The organism is Pantoea sp. NGS-ED-1003, assembly GCF_000738765.1.
GTDB classification, from domain to species: Bacteria; Pseudomonadota; Gammaproteobacteria; order Enterobacterales; family Enterobacteriaceae; genus Pantoea; species Pantoea septica.
In genome coordinates this window covers 25,298-40,213 of sequence record NZ_JPQA01000004.1, presented here as the reverse complement: position 1 = coordinate 40,213, position 14,916 = coordinate 25,298, and the positions used below count along the sequence as shown (strand labels likewise).

13 protein-coding genes are annotated in these 14,916 nt (G+C 59.0%); all 13 read left to right on the top strand.

What is annotated here, in order from left to right:
- The first annotated feature begins 708 nt into the window (after positions 1-708).
- Positions 709-1,059, top strand: a complete 351-nt coding sequence (gene flhD / locus JS46_RS08775; RefSeq protein ID WP_033749748.1) for a flagellar transcriptional regulator FlhD — start codon at positions 709-711, stop codon at positions 1,057-1,059.
- The gene (flhC, locus tag JS46_RS08770) at positions 1,060-1,638 is read left to right on the top strand and encodes a flagellar transcriptional regulator FlhC (protein ID WP_033749746.1); all 579 of its coding nucleotides are present in this window, start codon (positions 1,060-1,062) and stop codon (positions 1,636-1,638) included.
- A gap of 133 nt (positions 1,639-1,771) precedes the next feature.
- Complete coding sequence (gene motA / locus JS46_RS08765) at positions 1,772-2,659, top strand: flagellar motor stator protein MotA (RefSeq protein ID WP_033749745.1); 888 nt, start codon at positions 1,772-1,774, stop codon at positions 2,657-2,659.
- A complete protein-coding gene (gene motB / locus JS46_RS08760) occupies positions 2,656-3,603 on the top strand; it encodes a flagellar motor protein MotB (protein ID WP_033749743.1) in 948 nt (315 codons plus the stop codon). Before motA ends, motB begins: the two co-directional genes overlap by 4 nt.
- Before the next feature lie 10 nt (positions 3,604-3,613).
- Entirely contained in the window at positions 3,614-5,608 is a 1,995-nt protein-coding gene (gene cheA / locus JS46_RS08755; RefSeq protein WP_187143643.1) for a chemotaxis protein CheA, read from the top strand.
- Positions 5,609-5,630: 22 nt separating this feature from the next.
- A complete protein-coding gene (gene cheW / locus JS46_RS08750) occupies positions 5,631-6,128 on the top strand; it encodes a chemotaxis protein CheW (protein WP_033749739.1) in 498 nt (165 codons plus the stop codon).
- 155 nt (positions 6,129-6,283) lie between these two features.
- Positions 6,284-7,963, top strand: a complete 1,680-nt coding sequence (locus JS46_RS08745) for a methyl-accepting chemotaxis protein (protein ID WP_033749737.1) — start codon at positions 6,284-6,286, stop codon at positions 7,961-7,963.
- Between the two features lie 173 nt (positions 7,964-8,136).
- On the top strand, positions 8,137-9,795 hold the full coding sequence (locus JS46_RS08740) for a methyl-accepting chemotaxis protein (protein WP_033749735.1): 1,659 nt from the start codon (positions 8,137-8,139) through the stop codon (positions 9,793-9,795).
- 173 nt (positions 9,796-9,968) lie between these two features.
- Positions 9,969-11,645, top strand: a complete 1,677-nt coding sequence (locus JS46_RS08735) for a methyl-accepting chemotaxis protein (RefSeq protein WP_033749733.1) — start codon at positions 9,969-9,971, stop codon at positions 11,643-11,645.
- Positions 11,646-11,730: 85 nt separating this feature from the next.
- Positions 11,731-12,603, top strand: coding sequence for a protein-glutamate O-methyltransferase CheR (gene cheR, locus JS46_RS08730; protein WP_033749731.1), 873 nt, complete (start codon positions 11,731-11,733; stop codon positions 12,601-12,603).
- The gene (locus JS46_RS08725) at positions 12,603-13,652 is read left to right on the top strand and encodes a chemotaxis response regulator protein-glutamate methylesterase (protein WP_033749729.1); all 1,050 of its coding nucleotides are present in this window, start codon (positions 12,603-12,605) and stop codon (positions 13,650-13,652) included. The genes cheR and JS46_RS08725 overlap by 1 nt, the downstream gene beginning before the upstream one ends.
- A 39-nt stretch (positions 13,653-13,691) precedes the next feature.
- Complete coding sequence (cheY, locus tag JS46_RS08720; protein ID WP_033749727.1) at positions 13,692-14,081, top strand: chemotaxis response regulator CheY; 390 nt, start codon at positions 13,692-13,694, stop codon at positions 14,079-14,081.
- Between the two features lie 9 nt (positions 14,082-14,090).
- The gene (cheZ, locus tag JS46_RS08715) at positions 14,091-14,732 is read left to right on the top strand and encodes a protein phosphatase CheZ (protein ID WP_033749725.1); all 642 of its coding nucleotides are present in this window, start codon (positions 14,091-14,093) and stop codon (positions 14,730-14,732) included.
- Positions 14,733-14,916: the final 184 nt, after the last annotated feature.

Sequence of the window (14,916 nt, the reverse complement as noted above, 5' to 3'; positions counted from 1 at the left end):
TCTGCTGTTCTCTGCTTTACGTCCACCAATAAAGGTTAACGATTCGTTGTTAAAACGCGACGAATGTACGCCATCTCTCTTTACGCTTCGCTTACGCACTCCAGGAAATATTTGCCCTAAGTAATTAATTTTCCAGCGATTAACAATGCGCTTTTTTAGCATATTATGCTGCCTTATTTGTTTTGTTCAGCGCCTTGTAGGGTGTTAAAAGCAATGTTAAAAATAATCGATCGCTAGCGAGCTATATGGGAAGAGATATCGGGTCCATAAGGGGAATAAGCCCTTTGTTAGGACGAAATATAAATGAAACAAAGCTGATTTGTGCAAAAAACAGACAAAATAAAAGCGTCACTGAAGGGTTCAGAAAAAAATTTGCCTTAAAAGTGTGACTCAGATCACACTTTATCTAAAATTTCACGGTCCTGTCGTTGTATGTGTAAATCAGACGGGATAGATTTGCGTTGTTTTAGGAATAGTCTTAAAAAAATGTAAAAAGACGTCACGGAAGAGCGCAATAATTTAAAAAAGAATGGCCCTGGGGTTTTGACTAACACTGTAAATATGTCGTTTACGACATGAGGCAGACTTCAGAGTACGTTTGGTTTTTGGCTGTAAATTTTTGCCATCTTTAGATCTAACAACCAGCAACCCGTAACGCAGAGGGTTTTTCTGCGATGCTCTCACGTCGCGTCTGTCAGGATGGAAAAAATGGGTACATCTGATTTACTAAAACATATTTATGATATCAATCTGTCGTATTTACTGCTTGCACAGCGATTAATTAACCAGGAAAAAGCTTCTGCAATGTTTCGCCTCGGAATTGATGAAGAGATGGCTAACGCATTGTCGCAATTAACTCTGCCGGAAATGGTAAAGTTAGCGGAAACCAATCAGTTGGTTTGCCAGTTTCGCTTTAACGATCACGCTATTATTAATCGCCTGACGCAAGAATCTCGCGTGGATGATTTACAACAAATCCACACCGGAATTTTATTATCTAGCCGTTTACTGCGTAATGTTTCTAAAGATGAGACGCCGGCGAAGAAGAGGGCGATGTAAATGTCGGAAAAGAGCATTGTTCAGGAAGCGCGCGATATTCAACTCGCGATGGAATTAATTACGCTCGGCGCACGTTTGCAAATGCTGGAAAGCGAAACCCAGTTAAGTCGCGGCCGCTTAATTAAACTTTATAAAGAGCTGCGCGGCAGTCCGCCGCCGAAGGGCATGCTGCCTTTTTCGACCGACTGGTTTATGACGTGGGAGCAGAATATTCACGCTTCTATGTTCTGCAACGCCTGGCAGTTTATGCTGAAAACCGGCATGGCGACCGGCGTTGACGCGGTAATCAAAGCTTACCGCCTCTATCTCGAACAGTGTCCGCAATCGGACGAGGGCCCGCTGTTGGCGCTGACGCGCGCCTGGACCCTGGTGCGATTCGTTGAAAGTAATATGCTCGAACTGGCCGACTGCAAAAGCTGCAACGGCAGTTTTATCAACCATGCGCATCAGCCGGTCGGCAGCTTTGTCTGCAGCCTGTGCCAGCCGCCGTCGCGCGCGGTAAAAAGACGTAAACTTTCTGCAGATTCTGCCGATACCTTTCCACAACTGCTGGATGAACAGGTTAAACACGCCGTTTAAGTTTGTTCGCATCGTGGAAAGTCATCCAGCAGCGGGTATCCCCCGCTGCTTTTTTTTTGCCCACGATTTGAATAGCGCCTGCGGCTCTCTGGCTTAACTTCCACCAACACGTTACGGACGTAAGGATGTTCTAGTGCTGATCTTATTGGGTTATATCATTGTTGTCGCATCCGTGTTGGGCGGATATGCGCTGGTGGGTGGTCACCTGGGCGCGCTTTACCAGCCGTCAGAGCTGTTAATTATCGGCGGCGCCGCCCTTGGCGCTTTTTTCGTCGGCAACAACGGCAAGTCGATTAAAAAAACCCTAAAAGCGCTGCCGAAGCTGATGCGCGGCTCGAAATATAATAAAGCCCTTTATATGGATTTAATGGCGCTGCTCTATCGCCTGATGGCCAAGTCGCGCCAGCAGGGCATGCTGTCGCTGGAACGCGATATTGAAGATCCGGCGCAGAGCGAAATTTTTGCTAATTATCCGCGTATTCTCGCCGATAAACAGCTGGTGGATTTTATTACCGATTATCTGCGTCTGATGGTCAGCGGCAACATGAACGCCTTTGAGATCGAGGCGCTGATGGATGAAGAGATCGAAACCTACGAACATGAATGCGAAGTGCCAGCGCAAAGTTTATCCGCCGTCGGCGACGGCCTGCCGGCCTTCGGCATCGTGGCGGCGGTAATGGGCGTGGTGCACGCGCTGGCTTCAGCGGACCGTCCGGCCGCCGAGCTGGGCGCGCTGGTGGCGCACGCCATGGTGGGGACCTTCCTCGGCATCCTGCTGGCGTACGGCTTTATCTCGCCGCTGGCGTCGGTGCTGCGCCAGAAGTGTGCTGAAAACACCAAGATGATGCAGTGCATCAAGGTCACGCTGCTCTCCAGCCTGAACGGTTATGCGCCGCAAATCGCGGTGGAGTTTGGCCGTAAGACGCTTTACTCCACCGAGCGTCCGTCATTCAGCGAACTGGAGGAGCACGTACGTAACGCGAAGAATCCGGCGAAACAGACCTCGGACGAAACTGCATGAAGAACAGTAACCGGCCCATCATCGTCGTCAAAAAGCGCAAGCATAAAGGACACGAGGGCGGCCATGGCTCCTGGAAGATCGCCTATGCCGACTTTATGACGGCGATGATGGCCTTCTTCATGGTGATGTGGCTGATCTCTATCTCCAGCCCGCAGGAGCTGGTGCAAATCGCCGAATATTTTAAAACGCCGCTGAAGGTCGCGATGACCGGCGGCAAGCGCAGCAGCGACAGCGAAAGCCCGATCCCCGGCGGTGGCGACGATGCGACGCGCATCAAGGGAGAGGTGAAGAAAGTCGTCGATATGGATGCGCAGAAGCGCAAGCTCGACGAGATTCGCCTGAATCGCCTGCGCGAAAAGCTGGACCAGCTGATCGAAGCGGACCCGCGCCTGAAAACGCTGCGTCCGCATCTGATCATCAACATGGTGGAAGAGGGGTTGCGCATCCAGATTATCGACAGCCAGAACCGGCCGATGTTTAAAACCGGCAGCGCCGAAGTCGAGCCCTATATGCGCGATATCCTGCGCGGCATTGCGCCGCTGCTTAACGATATTCCCAACCGCATCAGCCTGGCGGGCCATACCGACGACTTTCAGTACGCGAACGGCGATCGCGGCTACAGCAACTGGGAGCTTTCCGCCGATCGCGCCAACGCCTCGCGTCGCGAGCTGGTAATGGGCGGGCTCGACGGCGGCAAAATACTGCGCGTGGTCGGCATGGCCGACACCATGAAACTGAAAAATCGCGTCGGTAACGATGCCGTAAACCGCCGCATTAGCCTGCTGGTGTTGAACCATGACACCGAAGCGGCGATTGAAAAAGAGAACGCCGAGAGCGACGCCGTACAGGTGAGCGATCCGGCGGCCATAGAAAAGATTACCGCGCCGCCTGTGCCGCAAGCCAGCAGCCCGGTAACCACAACAGCCCCCTCACAGCCGAGGTGATCCCGTGAGCATGGACATCAGCGATTTTTACCAGACGTTTTTCGATGAGGCCGATGAGCTGTTAGCTGATATGGAGCAGCATCTGCTGGGACTCGATCCCCAGGAGCCGGATTCCGAGCAGCTAAATGCCATTTTCCGCGCCGCCCATTCGATAAAAGGCGGAGCCGGAACCTTTGGTTTTACGGTTCTGCAGGAAACTACCCATATTCTGGAAAATATTCTGGATGGTGCTCGTCGCGGCGAGATGCAGCTCAGCACCGACATCATCAACCTGTTTTTGGAAACCAAAGATATTATGCAGGAACAGCTCGATGCCTATAAAACCGCGCAGGAGCCAAACGCGGAAAGCTTTAACTACATCTGCGAAGCGCTGCGCCAGCTGGCGTTAGAGGCGAAAGGCCTGCCGATCGCCGCGCCGGCCGCTGTCGCCGCCGCGCCAGCCGTGCAGAGCGCGCCAGCCAGTAGCGGCCTGCGCGTGAAGCTGGTCGACCTGAAAGAGAAAGAGGTCGATCTGATGCTGGAGGAGCTGGGTAACCTCGGCAGCCTGAGCAACGTGGTTAAAGGCAGCGATTTCCTTGAGGCGAGCATCGACGGCGTCAGCAAAGACGACATCGTGGCGGTGCTCTGCTTCGTGATCGAAGAGGCGCAGATCCGCTTCCCGGACGCTGACGCGCAAGACGCGCCGGTTGCCGACGTCGCGCCGGTCGCCGCGCCTGCGCCGGTCGCAGAGGTCGCGCCGGTGCAGAGCGCAAGCGTCAGCGAACTGCCGGTGGCGAAGCGCGAAGCCAAACGCGCCGCCGCGCCGGCTAAAACCAGCGAATCAAGCAGCATCCGCGTCGCGGTAGAGAAGGTCGATCAGCTTATCAACCTGGTCGGCGAACTGGTGATCACCCAGTCGATGCTGGCGCAGCGCTCGGGCGAACTCGACCCGGTGGCGCACGGCGACCTGCTGAACAGCATGGGCCAGCTGGAGCGCAACGCGCGCGATCTGCAGGAATCGGTGATGTCGATCCGTATGATGCCGATGGAGTACGTCTTCAGCCGCTTCCCGCGCCTGGTGCGCGACCTGGCGAGCAAGCTGGGCAAAGAGGTAGAGCTAACGCTGCTCGGCAGTTCCACCGAACTCGACAAGAGCCTGATCGAACGCATTATCGATCCGTTAACGCATCTGGTGCGCAACAGCCTGGATCACGGCATTGAAGCGCCGGAAAAACGCCTGGCGGCAGGCAAGGTCGCCACCGGCAACCTGACGCTGTCGGCGGAACACCAGGGCGGCAACATCTGTATCGAAGTCTCTGACGACGGCGCCGGCCTGAACCGCGAGCGCATTCTCGCCAAAGCGCTCTCGTCCGGCCTGCCGGTCAGCGAAAACATGAGCGACGAAGAGGTCGGCATGCTGATCTTCGCACCCGGCTTCTCTACTGCTGAACAGGTTACCGACGTGTCGGGCCGCGGCGTCGGCATGGATGTGGTCAAGCGAAACATCCAGGAGATGGGCGGTCATGTAGAGATCGCCTCGAAGCAGGGCAAAGGCACCACCATCCGTATTCTGCTGCCGCTGACGCTGGCGATCCTCGACGGCATGTCGGTGCGCGTAGCGGACGAAGTCTTTATCCTGCCGCTCAACGCGGTGATGGAATCCCTGCAGCCGCGCGGCGAAGAGCTGAAGCCGCTGGCGGGCGGCGAATGCGTGCTGGAAGTGCGCGGCGAATACCTGCCGCTGGTGGAGCTGTGGAACGTGTTTGACGTGCAGGGCGCGAAAACCGAGCCGACGCAGGGCATCGTGGTGATCCTGCAGAGCGCCGGCAAACGCTACGCGCTGCTGGTCGATCAGCTTATTGGCCAGCATCAGGTGGTGGTGAAAAACCTCGAGAGCAACTATCGCAAGGTGCCAGGCATCTCCGCCGCCACCATTCTTGGCGACGGCAGCGTCGCGCTGATCGTTGACGTGTCGGCGCTGCAATCGCTCAACCGTGAAAAACGTGTGGCCGGCGCGGCCGCCTGACTGATAACAAAAGGGTAGAAACATGACTGGAATGGCAACCGTGACCAAAATCGCCGGCGAAACCGTCGGCCAGGAGTTCCTGGTATTTACGCTGGGAGACGAAGAGTACGGTATCGATATTCTTAAGGTGCAGGAGATCCGCGGCTACGATCAGGTCACGCGCATCGCCAACACGCCGGAGTTTATCAAGGGCGTCACCAATCTGCGCGGCGTCATCGTGCCGATTATCGATCTGCGCGTGAAGTTTTCCCAGCCGGACGTCGAGTACAACGACAACACCGTGGTGATCGTGCTGAATCTGGAGCATCGCGTGGTCGGCATCGTGGTGGACGGCGTCTCTGACGTGCTGTCGCTGACGCAGGATCAGATCCGTCCTTCGCCGGAATTCGCCGTGACCATGTCGACCGAGTATCTGACCGGTCTTGGCGCGCTCGGCGAGCGTATGCTGATTCTGGTAGACATCGAGAAGCTGCTGAGCAGCGAAGAGATGGCGCTGATGGATACGCTGCGCAGCGCGTAAGCTGCTTTTTCACGAGCCGGGATTAAACCGGCTCGTTATTATTTCTTTTAAAAACAATAACAAACGCATTTTATTTATCCCGCCTTGCGCTAAATGTATCCCGCATCCTGCCGATACCTCTACTGCTTGATCTCCTACTTCTCCAGGGCTTCCTTATGCTAACTAAAATTCGTGTCGTCACCAGCTTGCTGCTGGTGTTGTTGATGTTCGGCCTGTTCCAGGCGTTTTCAGGGGCAGTGTTCTTCTCCGCATTGAGCGATGATAAAACCAGCTTCAACGTATCGCAGCTCGCCAGTAAAAATCTGCAGGCGCTTAACGACGCCTATATGAGCCTTAATCAGAGCCGCGTCGTGCTGACGCGTATTCAGCTGCGTATCGCCAACAGTAAGGTGGATGGCAGCACGCCGGATATCGCCTCGCTGTTTACCGACAGCCAGCATTTCCAGCAGATTGCGGCGACTAATTTCGATCTGTTTAAAACCACGCCGGACACCCCGGGGCAGGACGCGGCGCTCAACAACCGTCTGATGGACGCCTACGGCGCCTATGCGACCGCGCTGACCCAGCTGCAAGCCGCGCTGCAGGCTAACAATCTCGCCGAGGCGGGCAAGGCGCCGGTGGCACCGAGCCAGAGCGCCTTCCTGCAGATCTATACCGACTGGCGCGCCAACCAGGCGCACCTTTCCGAGCTGGGTGTGGAGAAAAACGCCAGCGCCTATACGCGCATGCTCTGGATCCTCGGCACCATCATGGCGCTGGTGGTGGTGGTTATCGCGCTGTGCTGGGTCGGCCTGCGCCGCGTGCTGATCAACCCGCTGAACGCCAATATCGCCCACATCCAGCAGATTGCGCAGGGCGACCTGACGCAGCGCATCCACGCGGAAGGGCGCAATGAGATGAGCCTGCTGGCCGCTAGCCTGCACGAGATGCAGCAGGCGCTGGTCAGCACCGTCAGCAACGTGCGCGACGGCTCCGACGCCATCTTTACCGGCGCCAGCGAAATCTCCGCGGGCAACAACGATCTCTCCGCCCGTACCGAAGAGCAGGCGGCGTCGCTGGAGCAGACCGCCGCCAGCATGGAGCAGCTTACCGCGACCGTGAAGCAGAACGCTGAGAACGCCCGTCAGGCTTCGCAGCTGGCGCTGAGCGCCTCGGAAACCGCGCAGAAGGGCGGCAACGTGGTAGACGGCGTGGTGAAAACCATGAGCGACATCGCCGGCAGCTCGAAGAAGATCGCCGATATCACCAGCGTCATCGACGGCATCGCCTTCCAGACCAACATTCTGGCGCTCAATGCGGCGGTGGAAGCGGCGCGCGCGGGCGAACAGGGTCGCGGATTTGCCGTGGTGGCGGGCGAGGTGCGCAGCCTGGCGCAGCGCAGCGCGCAGGCGGCGAAAGAGATCAAATCGCTGATCGAAGACTCGGTGAATCGCGTCAATACCGGCTCGCAGCTGGTGGGCACGGCGGGCGAGACCATGAGCGATATCGTTAACGCAGTGACGCGCGTCACCGACATCATGGGCGAGATCGCCTCGGCGTCGGACGAGCAGAGCCGCGGCATCGATCAGGTCGGTCAGGCGGTGACGGAGATGGATCGCGTCACCCAGCAGAACGCCTCGCTGGTAGAGGAGTCCGCGGCGGCGGCCGCCTCGCTGGAGTCGCAGGCGAGCCGTCTGAGCCAGTCGGTGGCGGTCTTCAAGATCCCGCGCGCGGCGGCAGCGGCTGTCGGCACCCGACACGCTCAGATCGCGGCGCCTGCGCTCAGCCAGGCCTCCGCCGCGCCGCGCAAAGCGCTGGCCGCGTCCGGCAGTGACGCCAACTGGGAAACCTTCTGATCGGATACACCGCTTAACATGCCGGGCAGCCGCCCGGCTTTTTACACTCCTTCTACGTCAAACCGCGCTTTAAAAACCTACATAACTGTAAAAACCGTTAAAGAGGCTCAAATCTGATGGCTGCCCGCCGATAGAGAGCCTGCACGTTTTTTTTATGACTCTCGGGAAAATATATGTTGAAACGAATCAAAGTGGTGACCAGCCTGATCGCCGTGCTGGCTATCTTTAGCCTGCTGCAGCTGACGTCGGGCGGACTCTTCTGGTCCGCGCTGCAGAAAGATAAAGACGCCTTCGCGCTGGCGCAGGTCTCCACCAGCAACGTCACGGCCATGACCGACGCCTGGATCGCGCTGAATCAGACGCGCATCACCCTCAACCGCGCCATGCTGCGGCTGCAGAGCAGCACGGCGGCGCAGATGAACGGCGGCCCGTTAGACGAGCTGGTGAAGCAGACAGAGCAGCAGCTGGCGCAGGCCGATCGCCACTTCAAAGTCTATTACGATCTCCCTTCGACGCCGGGCCTTGAGGTGGCGCTGCGCGACCGTCTCGAGGCGCAGTACGCCAGCTATCACGCCGGCCTGGCCGGGATGCTGGAGCGTCTGAGGGCGCGCGATCTGCAGGGCATGTTCCGCTTCAATATCGAGCAGACTCAGAACAGCATGCAAGACGTTTACGGCGAATGGCGCGCGAAGCAGACCATGCTTGCCGCGCAGGGCGCAGAGCAGAACCGGCGCGCCTTTACCCAGATGATGTGGCTGCTGGCGGCGGTAGCGCTGCTGGTGATCGGCGTGGTCGTCGCCTGCTGGTTCGGGCTGCGTCAGGTGCTGATCCAGCCGCTGCGCGAGCTGCTGACCCATATCCGTACCATTGCGGCGGGCGATCTTACCCAGCCGATCGTGGTAGAAGGGCGTAACGAGATGAGCCAGCTGGCGAACGGCCTGCATGAGATGCAGCAGGCGCTGGTCAGCACCGTCAGCAACGTGCGCGACGGCTCCGACGCCATTCTGAGCGGCGCCAGCGAAATCGCGGCGGGCAATAACGATCTCTCCGCCCGCACCGAACAGCAGGCGGCGTCGCTGGAGCAGACCGCCGCCAGCATGGAGCAGCTTACCGCGACCGTGAAGCAGAACGCCGAGAACGCGCGCCAGGCGTCGCAGCTGGCGCTGAGCGCCTCCGAAACCGCCCGCAAAGGCGGCAACGTGGTGGACGGCGTGGTGAAAACCATGAGCGACATCGCCGGCAGCTCGAAGAAGATCGCCGACATTACCGGCGTTATCGACGGCATCGCCTTCCAGACCAACATTCTGGCGCTCAACGCGGCGGTTGAAGCCGCGCGCGCCGGCGAGCAGGGCCGCGGCTTCGCCGTGGTGGCGGGCGAAGTGCGCAGCCTGGCGCAGCGCAGCGCCCAGGCGGCGAAAGAGATTAAATCGCTGATCGAAGACTCGGTGAATCGCGTCAATGCCGGCTCGCAGCTGGTGGGCACCGCGGGCGACACCATGAGCGAAATCGTGGGCGCTGTGACGCGCGTTACCGACATCATGGGTGAAATTGCCTCGGCGTCGGACGAGCAGAGCCGCGGTATCGATCAGGTCGGTCAGGCGGTGACGGAGATGGATCGCGTCACGCAGCAGAACGCCTCGCTGGTGGAGGAGTCCGCTTCGGCGGCCGCCTCGCTGGAAGATCAGGCGAGCCGTCTCAGCCAGTCGGTGGCGGTGTTTAACATCCCACGCGCCCCGCAGGCGGTTCGCGCGGCGTCGCGCGCGGTGCCGGCTGCGCCGGTACGCAAGACGTTGGCCGCGCCGGCGGGCGGCGATAACTGGGAAACCTTTTAATCCGCAACGTACTGCCCGCAGGGAAGCGGGCCTTTTCAATTCAGCCTGTTGCCGCGCCGATGAAGCGCGCATTCTCTTTTTTAAGCCCAGCTGGTCCAACCCCGCGTTCCCTGCATAAAGATCCCCTCGCTAACGCCGATAACTGGTGAGATCCGCCAACCAATGAGGTGTTTATGTTTAATCGAGTACGCGTTATCTCCGGGCTGCTGGGTGTGCTGGCGCTGTTTGTTTTGCTCCAGCTGGTTTCCGGAAGCGCTTTTTTCAATACGGTGAAAGCCGACAAAGAGAATTTTGCCTATAACCAGCGTCTGGCGACGCTACAGCAGGCGATGGGCACCTCATGGGTTTCCCTGGTACAGGCGCGCAACACCCTGAACCGGGCCGGCATCCGCTATCTGCTGGACAGTCAGCAGGCCGGTTCCGGCGCGACGGTGCAGGATCTGGTGGCGCTGGCCAACCAGGAGCTGAAGGTCGCCGATCAGGGTTTCGCCGACTTTAACGCCAACCTGTCGGAAAAGGGGAAAACCGCCGAGAACGTGCTGACGCTGCAGGCGAACTATAAAGCCTACCGTGACGCGCTGACCGAGCTGACCGGCTTCCTTGCCGCCGGTAACTTCAAGGGCTTTGTCGATCAGCCGACTCAGGGTTTTCAGGATAAGTTTGAAAACGATTACAACGCTTGGCAGAGCCATAACCAGTTGCTGGCGAAACAGGGCATCGACGCTAATAACGCCGCTTACAACCACGCCATTCTCATGGCGATCGGCCTGGTGATCGCCTCGCTGCTGATCAGCCTGCTGGTCTGGACGGTCATGCGCAGCGCGCTGATCGGTCCGCTGAAGCTGAGCATCGAGCATATCCGCCATATCGCGCGCGGCGATCTGACGCAGCCGATTACCTATAGCGTTCGCAACGAGCTGGGCGACCTGCTTGAGGCCCTGCAGGAGATGCAGCAGGAGCTGGCGCGCACCGTTTCCACCGTGCGCGACGGCGCGGACGCCATCTACACCGGCGCCAGCGAAATCGCCATCGGCAATAACGATCTCTCGTCCCGCACCGAAGAGCAGGCGGCGTCGCTGGAGCAGACCGCCGCCAGCATGGAGCAGCTTACCGCCACGGTGAAACAGAACGCCGAGAACGCCCGTCAGGCGTCCCAGCTGGCGCTGAGCGCCTCCGAAACCGCGCAGAAGGGCGGCAAAGTGGTGGACGGCGTGGTGAAAACCATGAGCGATATCGCGGGCAGCTCGAAGAAGATCGCCGATATCACCAGCGTTATCGACGGCATCGCCTTCCAGACCAACATTCTGGCGCTGAACGCGGCGGTGGAAGCGGCGCGCGCCGGCGAACAGGGCCGCGGCTTTGCCGTGGTGGCGGGTGAAGTGCGCAGCCTGGCGCAGCGCAGCGCCCAGGCGGCGAAAGAGATTAAAGCGCTGATCGAGGACTCCGTGGCGCGCGTCGATACCGGCTCGGTGCTGGTAGAGAGCGCAGGCGAGACCATGCATGACATCGTCAGCGCGGTCACGCGCGTCACCGACATCATGGGCGAGATCGCCTCGGCGTCGGACGAGCAGAGCCGCGGCATCGATCAGGTCGGCCTCGCGGTGACGGAGATGGATCGCGTCACCCAGCAGAACGCCGCGCTGGTGGAAGAGTCCGCTTCGGCGGCCGCCTCGCTGGAAGATCAGGCCAGCCGACTGAAACAGGCAGTTTCTGTGTTCAATATTGGTAAAGAATTTGTCGCCCAGGCCGTTAACAGAACTACGGCGTCGAAAAGTTTACGACTGGACGCGCCGGCTGCGGCCTCCCGCGCGCCAGCTGTTCGCAGCGACGACAACTGGGAAACCTTTTAATCGCCTGGATGGTCGGGCTGGCGACAACGCCGCCCGACATAGCAGCAGAATTTAATGAATTAAGTACAGTGCCAGGTGACCTGAAATGAAGAAATCGACGTTACTGGATCAAACCGAAGCGACAACGCTGCTCTCGCAGATGGTGCAGCGCCTGCCGCTTTCGGATACACACTTTCGTCGTATCAGCCAGCTGATCTATCAGCGCGCTGGCATTGTGCTGGCCGACCATAAGCGCGAGATGGTCTACAACCGTCTGGTGCGCCGTCTGCGCACGCTGAACATCGACGACTTTGGCCGCTATCTGGCGCTGCTGGAGAACGACGTCAACAGCGCAGAGTGGCAGGCCTTTATCAACGCTTTGACCACCAACCTGACGGCGTTTTTCCGCGAGGCGCACCACTTCCCCATCCTGGCGGAACACGCGCGCAAGCGCGCGGGCAGCTTTAACGTCTGGTGCGCCGCCGCCTCGACCGGCGAGGAGCCTTACTCGATCGCCATGACGCTGGCGGAAACGCTTGGCGCCGGTCCGGGCAAGTTCCAGGTGCACGCCAGCGATATCGATACCCAGGTGCTGGAGAAGGCGATTTCCGGCGTCTATCGCCAGGAAGAGCTGCGCACGCTGTCACAGCAGCAAATGCAGCGCTTTTTCCTGCGCGGCACCGGCCCGCATGACGGCATGGTGCGGGTGCGTCCGGAACTGGCGAACAGCGTCAACTTCGCCCAGCTTAACCTGCTGGCGAACGAGTGGGCGCTGCCGGGGCCCTTCGATGCGATCTTTTGCCGCAACGTAATGATCTATTTCGATAAAGAGACGCAGGAAAAGATTCTGCGCCGTTTTGTTCCCCTGCTGAAGCCGGGCGGACTGCTGTTTGCCGGTCATTCAGAGAACTTTAGTCAGATCAGCAAAGAGTTCTGGCTGCGTGGACAAACCGTCTATGGACTGACGAAGGAAAGATGATGAGCAAAATCACCGTAATGTGCGTGGACGACTCCGCGCTGATGCGCCAGTTGATGACCGAAATCATCAACAGTCATCCCGATATGGAGATGGTGGCGACAGCGCCCGATCCGCTGGTCGCCCGCGATTTAATCAAGCAGTACAACCCGCAGGTGCTGACGCTGGACGTGGAGATGCCGCGCATGGACGGCCTCGACTTTCTCGAGAAGCTGATGCGTTTGCGCCCGATGCCGGTGGTGATGGTGTCGTCGCTGACCGGCAAAGGCTCGGAGATCACCCTGCGCGCGCTGGAGCTCGGGGCGGTGGATTTCGTTACCAAGCCGCAGCTCGGCATCCGCGAAGGGATGCTGGCCTACAGCCAGATGATCGCCGACAAGATCCGCGCGGCGGCGCGCGCGCAGCTGCACGCCCGTCCGATGATGCCGGCGCCGGTGACCCTAAAGGCTGGGCCGCTGCTGAGCAGCGAAAAGCTGATCGCCATCGGCTCTTCCACCGGCGGCACCGAAGCGATTCGCCACGTGCTGCAGCCGCTGCCGCCGACCAGTCCGGCGCTGATGATCACCCAGCATATGCCGCCGGGCTTTACCAAATCCTTCGCCGATCGCCTGAACAAGCTCTGTCAGATCACGGTGAAAGAGGCGGAGGACGGCGAGCGCATCCTGCCTGGGCACGCCTACATCGCCCCTGGCGCGATGCATATGGAGCTGGCGCGCAGCGGCGCCAACTATGTAGTGAAACTGAATGAAGGGCCGCCGGTTAATCGCCACAAACCCTCTGTGGACGTGCTGTTCAAATCGGTGGCCATCAACGCCGGACGTAACGCGGTGGGCGTCATCCTCACCGGCATGGGCAACGACGGCGCGGCGGGCATGCTGGAAATGCATCGCGCCGGCGCCTGGACCATCGCGCAGAGCGAAGCCTCCTGCGTGGTCTTTGGAATGCCGCGAGAAGCCATCGCCAGCGGCGGTGTAAGCGAAGTCGTGGATTTAGGCAACATCAGCCAGCATATGCTGGCAAAAATTAGCGCCGGACAGGCACTGCGTATTTAACAGGCCCGTCCTGCCGGGCGTGATAACACAGGAGTAATTATGGCTGATAAAAACATGCGCTTTTTGGTGGTGGACGACTTCAACACGATGCGTCGTATTGTGCGTAACCTGCTGAAAGAGCTGGGCTTCAATAACGTCGAAGAAGCGGAAGATGGTGTAGACGCTCTCGGCAAGCTGAAAGCGGGCGGTTTCGACTTCGTGATCTCCGACTGGAACATGCCGAACATGGATGGCCTGCAGCTGCTGCAGACCATTCGCGCCGACGCCGCGCTGGGCAAGCTGCCGGTGCTGATGGTGACCGCGGAAGCGAAGAAAGAGAACATTATCGCCGCCGCACAGGCTGGCGCCAGCGGCTACGTGGTGAAGCCTTTCACCGCCGCTACGCTGGAAGAGAAATTAGGCAAGATCTTCGAAAAACTGGGCATGTAAGGAGATGTGATGAGCGACCTTCCGAAACCAACTGAGGATGCCTCGGCACACGACATCATTGCTCGCATCGGCTCTCTGACGCGCATGCTGCGCGACAGTCTGCGCGAGCTGGGGCTGGATAAAGCCATCGCCGATGCGGCTGAAGCCATTCCCGATGCCCGCGATCGTCTGGATTATGTGGTGCAGATGACGGCGCAGGCTGCCGACCGTGCGCTGAACTGCGTCGAAGCGGCGCAACCGCATCAGGATAAAATGGAAGCCGGGGCAACCCAGCTGAAAGGGCGTTGGGACCAATGGTTTGAAAACCCGATCGAACTGGCCGATGCGCGGGAGTTGGTGACGGATACGCGCGCATTCCTCAGCGAAGTGCCAGATCATACCGCCTTTACCAACAAGCAGCTGCTTGAAATCATGATGGCGCAGGATTTCCAGGACCTGACCGGTCAGGTTATCAAGCGCATGATGGATGTGATCCAGGAGATTGAGCGCCAGCTGTTGATGGTGCTGCTGGAGAACATGCCGGAAGTCAGCGCCGAGAAGCGTCAGGAGGGCACCAGCCTGCTGAACGGTCCGCAGATCCACGCCGATGCACCGGGCGTGGTGGCGAACCAGGATCAGGTTGACGACCTGCTGGATAGCTTAGGGTTTTAACCCTGCGTCGTCAGCCTTCAGGCTGGCGACGGCTTGCCATAAGCGGGGCCGCCTTTCTGGCGGTCCCGTTCCTCATTCCCAAACTCATCCGCCAAAGAACGCCTCTTTTCGCCGTTTTATCTTCGCTTTAACCAAAGCCAAATTTGGCATTCTATGCTCAGAATTCCTACCCACTGAGGTTTGT